Source organism: Heyndrickxia acidiproducens DSM 23148 (assembly GCF_000374345.1).
Taxonomy (GTDB): Bacteria; Bacillota; Bacilli; order Bacillales; family Bacillaceae_C; genus Weizmannia; species Weizmannia acidiproducens.
In genome coordinates this window covers 51,215-57,300 of the sequence record NZ_KB893992.1, presented here as the reverse complement: position 1 = coordinate 57,300, position 6,086 = coordinate 51,215, and the positions used below count along the sequence as shown (strand labels likewise).

The following is a 6,086-nucleotide window of genomic DNA, read 5'->3' as shown; positions in this document are numbered from 1 at the left end:
ACGCACAAGATTTTATTGGCTCAAGAAATTAGGGATCAATAAAAGTAAAGCTTGGGAATGGGCAAACACAAGAAAAGGCTACTGGAGAATTGCCGGCAGCCATATCTTAACCAGAACCTTAACAAACGAACTCTTCCGAAGAGCAAGGTATATAAGTTTTCTGGATTATTATCTGTCTGTAAGGTCGTAAACTTTAGAACCGCCGTGTACGGAACCGTACGCACGGTGGTGTGAGAGGTCGGCTAATCAAATAATGATTAGCCTCCTACTCGATTAAAGGGCATAAAAAGAATAAACGCGGTCTATTCCGGGTTAATAGTAACAATCCCTGCCCGGCATGCCATAGTACCCCGGCATTGGCTGCATCATGCCTTGGCCCGTTCCCATCTGTCCCGGGTAGCCGCCGCCCATTTGACCCATCTGACCCATTTGGCCATGGCCATAGCCCGGCTGCATTGGATATCCCGGCATCCCTGTTTGCGGTCCGTAACCCGGCATTCCATGCGTCCCTGGATGCATGGAAGGGCACATACCCATCGGCTGGCCCGGTGTCATATGCCCAAAATGCTGGCCCGGCATGGTGTACCCGCCGTACGGCAGATTCGCGCCTGGCGAATCCATGTGGCCCATCGAACCCATCTGTCCCATTGAACCCATCTGTCCCATTGAACCCATTGGGCCTGCCGAATCCATTGATCCCATCTGCCCGATAGAGCCCATCGAACCCTTTCCCATTGTTCCGTATTGCCCTGCCATATCCATGTCATCATCATAATAAGGCTGGCCGCCGCCAGAATAACTGCCATAATGTCCTAATCCTGAAGTTGAAGGGTAATTTCCATATGTGTGTTCCATCAAACCCACTCCTTTTTTATGTTCAACATAGCGTATGTGGATGCAGGCGCCGGGATATAGACATTTGCCCTGCATTTGTAAAAAAAATTAGGTATAAGCCTGTACGCAAGAAATTTGGAAGCTTTCCTCATTTCGTTTCAGTCCCGTAACCGGGATGTTTTCAGCTCATAAACATCCCGGTTACATCTTCAAACAAGCGTTTCATCTTGCTGCAGTATAGAAGCAGCAGGAGAGGCTAAGAAGGAATGTGGCCCCGCGATTATGATATAATAAAAAAACAAAGTGATATTTAATGGGGGGGATTGATTTGAAAATAGCGTTTATCTCAGACATCCATGGCAATGCAAACGCACTTGAAGCCGTTTTAGAGGATATTGCCAGCAAAAAAGCCGATAAAATTTTTGTGCTTGGCGATATTTGTTTTCGTGGACCGGAGCCGCAGCGCGCATATGATTTAGTCCAGTCATTACGTACCGATGTGATTAAAGGCAATGCGGATGAATGGGTGTACAGGGGCGTCGGCAGCGGAGAAGTGCCTGATGCAGCTTATGAAATCATGAACAAAGAACGCGACTGGATCGTTTCCCATATGGAACAGCAGACGGTTAAGGCGCTGCATGATTTGCCGCAGGAAATTAAATATAACGCCGGAGGGCTGCAGTTTCACGCTTTTCATGCGACACCGACGAGCCTGTTTGAAAATGTGCTGCCCGATGTGAAGAATGGAGATCTGGAAAATAAATTAATGGAAGATGAAGCCGATATTTATTTATACGGGCATATTCATACGCCGTATATCCGGACGGTAAACGGCAAAACCGTCATCAATCTCGGGAGTGTCGGCCTGCCGTTTGACGGAATAGCAAAAGCGTCTTATGCACTTGTTGAAACAGGCGGGAACGGCTTTCAAGCGGCAATTGTCCGGGTTGCATATGATGTGGGAAAAACCATCAGGCAGTTTGAAAAATCGGATTATCCGAACCGTGATAAACTGATTGATATTTTAAAGCGCGCCAAAAACGATTAAAAAGAACGGTAAAAAACACCTGGCTATCGGATTTTATGCCAGGTGTTTTTTTATCATTCACAAAAGAATCCCGTCCATCTGGACAGGATTCTTTTGAAATTAAATTTCCAGCCATTCCGTATGGAAGATGCCTTCTTTATCAATGCGCTGGTAAGTATGGGCGCCAAAGTAATCGCGCTGGGCCTGCAAAAGATTTGCCGGCAGCACTTCAGACCGGTAGGAATCGTAATAGGCAAGCGCGGCAGATAAAGTAGGAACCGGCACGCCGCAGCGGACAGCTGTTGACACAACTTCACGCAGTGCGCCCTGATAGTTTTCCACGATTTCCTTGAAATACGGATCAAGCAATAAGTTTTTAATTTTAGCATCGCGGTCATACGCATCTTTGATTTTTTGCAGGAATTGCGCGCGGATAATGCAGCCGCCGCGGAAAATCATCGCAATCTCGCCATAATTTAAATCCCAGTTGTATTCTTCGGATGCAACGCGCATTTGCGCAAAGCCCTGGGCATAAGAACAAATTTTGCTCATATATAAAGCTTTTCTGACCGATTCGATGAACGCTTGTTTATCACCATCAAACGCAGTTTCAGGGCCTCTTAACAGCTTGCTGGCAGCCACGCGTTCTTCTTTCATGGCAGAAATAAATCGTGCGAAAACAGATTCTGTAATTAATGGCAGCGGCACACCAAGATCGAGTGCACTTTGGCTTGTCCATTTGCCGGTGCCTTTTTGGCCGGCTGTATCAAGAATCATGTCTACAAGCGGTTTTCCTGTTTCAGGATCTTTTTTCGTAAAAATATCCGCGGTGATTTCAATCAGATAGCTGTCCAGTTCGCCTTTATTCCATTCTGAGAAGACTTCATGAAGCTCATCGGTATTCAATCCCAAAATGTTTTTCAGCAGGCTGTAGGATTCCGAGATCAGCTGCATATCGCCGTACTCGATGCCGTTATGAACCATCTTCACATAATGGCCGGCTCCGTCCGGTCCAATATATGTGGTGCACGGTTCCCCATTTACTTTTGCCGCAATATCTTTTAAAATCGGCGCAACCAAATCAAATGCTTCCTTTTGCCCGCCCGGCATAATCGATGGGCCGTGCAATGCGCCTTCTTCACCGCCGGAAACGCCGGTGCCGATAAAGTGGATGCCCAGTTCGCTTAGTTCACGGTTGCGGCGCTGTGTATCTTTGAAGAAAGTATTGCCGCCGTCGATCAAAATATCGCCTTTATCCAAAAGCGGTTTTAATTGTTCGATTGTCGCGTCAGTTGCCTGGCCGGCTTTGACCATCAGCAGAATTTTGCGCGGCTTTTCAAGGGAGTCAACAAATTCTTCAAGCGTGTAATAGCCGAATATATTTTTCCCTTCCGACTCTTTTAACATAAGATCTGTCTTTGATCGGGAACGGTTAAAGACGGAAACAGTATAGCCTCTGCTTTCAATATTCCATGCAAGGTTTTTGCCCATAACTGCTAAACCGACAACACCGATTTGCTGTTTGCTCAATATAGCCACCTCATTGCTTCTTATTATGTAGAGTCTTTCATCGTATGTAACATACAAATGGAAGTCTTACATTATTGTACCAAATTACGCTTATCATTATAAATCAAAAAACGTATCATTCGCAAAAATTTTATCCTGCGGCGGTTGCCGGCCAGGTTTTTCTGTAACACAGACGGTTACTTTTTTTCGGGTTCTTACAGTATAATGGACTGGGAAGGATATCCTTTACATAGATTTTGCAATAGAAAGGAGGGATTCCCGATTGGGCATTGTCCTGGTGGAAATCTGTGAAGGCAGTCTGATTCATACCATTGATATGGAGGCTGAATTGGAATCCCAATATCCCGAAGTTGCGGTTATTTCAAATGAGTGCTTAATGTCTTGCGGATTATGCGCATACAGCCCGTTTGCCATTGTAAACGGAAAACGGGTGTTTGCCAAAACGGCTGGAGCCTGCATGGAAAAAATAAAAGCACGAATCGACGCGGAACTGGCTGATTTGTCTGAATAAACGTATATAAAAAAGGTTCTCGTTTGATTCCTGATTCTATATTATAATGGGTGTGAGATGAATTGGGGGATGTCGCATGAATTTGTGGAGGGTATTCATCAACAGCTGCCTGCTGCCTGGTAAGAAAGCTGCTTTCCGTTTGAACCGGGTACGTATGGATGTAACGATTCTCTACATATTTATTCTGGTATTTTTGGTTTCGGTCCCCCGTGGTATTGAAATGGCAGCAGGCGGCTCCTTTTCCAAATCGCTTTCGATCATCCAGTTCATTTTTTATTTTTTGCTGATGTATTATCTTTTGGCTGTACTGCTAATGTTAGCGGGAATTTCCCTGCTTTCCGCTTGCGGCTGTGTGCTGCGGAGAATCATGCAAAGAAAGCTTGCGTACCAGCATTTATGGAAGATGTCGGCTTATATGTTAACTGTACCGCTTATGCTATATACCATTTTAAATGGATGGGCAGCAAAAAACGGGCTGGCAACAGGCTTCCTGCTGGGAATATATCCGCTTGCAGAGATGATATGGATGATCCGGATGTACCCGAAAACGACAATCAAACAGAAACAGGCATATTTAGGATGTATGGACAACAAAGAAGGAGAAAACAATGGCTGATAAGAAAATATGGCAGGAATTATGTTCAATGGTTCATCCCGGCCATGTATTCCAGGATGAGCCGCTTGGCAAATATACGTTCACAAAAACGGGAGGAAAAGCGGATTTCCTTGTCTTCCCTGAAAGTTTTGAAGAGGTTCAAAAAACGGTTCAATATGCAGTTGCTAATGATATTCCGTACACGATTTTGGGAAACGGTTCAAACCTGATTATTAAAGATGGCGGGATCCGCGGTATTGTTCTGATATTGACAAAACTCACAAAAATTTCGCTTCAGGGAAGCGAGATTACTGCCCAAAGCGGAGCGGCCATCATTGACGTTTCCCGTTATGCTCTAAAAGCAAAACTGACGGGTCTGGAATTTGCCTGCGGGATTCCGGGTTCTGTCGGCGGGGCGCTTTACATGAATGCGGGCGCATACGGCGGTGAAATTAAGGATGTGCTATCCCGCGCTGTTGTGCTGACGAAAACAGGGCAATTAAAACATCTGGAAAAAGAGGATTTATATTTTCATTACAGGAAAAGCTCGATTGCTGAAAATGGCGAGATTGTATTGGAAGGGGTTTTTAGCCTGGAACCGGGTGATGTCCAAAAAATTAAAGCGAGAATGGATGAGCTGACGTTTCTGAGGGAATCGAAACAGCCGCTTGAATATCCATCATGCGGCAGCGTATTTAAACGGCCGCCCGGTTATTTTGCCGGCAAACTGATCCAGGACAGCGGTCTCCAGGGGACGCAGATCGGCGGTGTCCAGGTCTCAACCAAACACGCCGGTTTCATGGTCAATGTCGGCGGCGGCACTGCAACCGACTATATGAACTTAATCAAACATGTCCAAAAAACAGTCAAACAAAAATTCGGCGTTGATCTTGAAACGGAAGTGAAAATTATTGGCGAGGACTTAAAAAAACAAGAGTCCTGATTATCCTAATTTCTGGCCCGGCGGACTTCCGGTGTTCTGCGACTTAAAAAAACAAGAGTCCTGATTATCCCCGGCAAGCGAATAACTCCGGCTTCGGAATTGGTTTTGCGGGACGGGGTTATTCAGCCTCGCGGGGCCGGGCTCTGCTGCTTTAAAATAGCCGATTATTTCCGCTGGATTTCCATGAGACGGTTTCCTTTATATTTAATTTTCACTTTATCTCCAATCGAATAATTCAAGTAGGTATCACAATCTGTTGTCAATGTTTTGCCGTTATTGAACCGGATTGCACAATACGGCTTGGTTGTCGTCGGCGCCAGCTTGATTTTTTTCTTTGTTTTCACGCCGGTGGCAACCGGCACAGATTTCCGGTTCGGAGAATAATACTTTTCAACAATCCTTACGCTTTTAAAGGAGCTGGCCGGGCGTTGATAAAATATAAGGCCGGCTAAAACCAAAATCACACATACCAATGCAACTAGTTTCCACGTTATCTTTGTCACGGAATATCCCTCTAATCCGACTGGCAATTGAAAGACTTTTTTGTTATGATATGAATCTGCTAACTAAAATATGTTTATACCCTTTTTTATTCCACAATTAAACTTTACCGCAGCATTATGGAAAAGCAAGTTCTTTGCAAGTT

Annotated in this window: 7 protein-coding genes and 1 pseudogene; 5 read left to right on the top strand and 3 right to left on the bottom strand. The window is 45.2% G+C overall.

Annotated features, from left to right (window positions below; genetic code table 11):
• Positions 1–190, top strand: a pseudogene (locus C232_RS19370) (group II intron reverse transcriptase/maturase); the annotation flags it as partial.
• A gap of 122 nt (positions 191–312) precedes the next feature.
• Here C232_RS19370 and C232_RS0108350 read toward each other — a convergent pair.
• Entirely contained in the window at positions 313–855 is a 543-nt protein-coding gene (locus tag C232_RS0108350) for a hypothetical protein (RefSeq protein WP_018663259.1), read from the bottom strand.
• A 307-nt stretch (positions 856–1,162) separates the two neighbouring features.
• On the opposite strand from C232_RS0108350, the gene C232_RS0108345 reads away from it, so the two are divergent.
• A complete protein-coding gene (locus C232_RS0108345) occupies positions 1,163–1,882 on the top strand; it encodes a metallophosphoesterase family protein (protein WP_018663257.1) in 720 nt (239 codons plus the stop codon).
• A 99-nt stretch (positions 1,883–1,981) separates the two neighbouring features.
• Here C232_RS0108345 and gndA read toward each other — a convergent pair whose 3' ends face one another.
• On the bottom strand, positions 1,982–3,391 hold the full coding sequence (gene gndA / locus C232_RS0108340; protein WP_018663255.1) for an NADP-dependent phosphogluconate dehydrogenase: 1,410 nt from the start codon (positions 3,389–3,391) through the stop codon (positions 1,982–1,984).
• Between the two features lie 262 nt (positions 3,392–3,653).
• Between gndA and C232_RS0108330 the strand changes: the two genes are divergently transcribed.
• The 3 genes from C232_RS0108330 (at position 3,654) to murB (ending at position 5,440) form a co-directional block, all read left to right on the top strand.
• Positions 3,654–3,902: a YuzB family protein gene (locus tag C232_RS0108330; protein ID WP_018663251.1), complete on the top strand. Its 249-nt coding sequence runs from the start codon at positions 3,654–3,656 to the stop codon at positions 3,900–3,902.
• Between the two features lie 76 nt (positions 3,903–3,978).
• Positions 3,979–4,518 carry a DUF1189 family protein gene (locus tag C232_RS0108325; RefSeq protein ID WP_018663249.1) on the top strand — a complete coding sequence of 180 codons (540 nt, stop codon included), beginning with the start codon at positions 3,979–3,981 and terminating at the stop codon, positions 4,516–4,518.
• Positions 4,511–5,440 carry a UDP-N-acetylmuramate dehydrogenase gene (murB, locus tag C232_RS0108320; RefSeq protein ID WP_018663248.1) on the top strand — a complete coding sequence of 310 codons (930 nt, stop codon included), beginning with the start codon at positions 4,511–4,513 and terminating at the stop codon, positions 5,438–5,440. The genes C232_RS0108325 and murB overlap by 8 nt, the downstream gene beginning before the upstream one ends.
• Positions 5,441–5,604: 164 nt before the next feature.
• Here murB and C232_RS0108315 read toward each other — a convergent pair whose 3' ends face one another.
• Positions 5,605–5,943, bottom strand: coding sequence for a hypothetical protein (locus C232_RS0108315; protein WP_018663246.1), 339 nt, complete (start codon positions 5,941–5,943; stop codon positions 5,605–5,607).
• Positions 5,944–6,086: the final 143 nt, after the last annotated feature.

Coding starts and splice junctions, on each gene's coding strand:
- murB (WP_018663248.1), top strand. CDS start 4,511: ATGGCTGATAAGAAAATATGGCAGGAATTATGTTCAATGGTTCATCCC.
- C232_RS0108325 (WP_018663249.1), top strand. CDS start 3,979: ATGAATTTGTGGAGGGTATTCATCAACAGCTGCCTGCTGCCTGGTAAG.
- C232_RS0108350 (WP_018663259.1), bottom strand. CDS start 855: ATGGAACACACATATGGAAATTACCCTTCAACTTCAGGATTAGGACAT.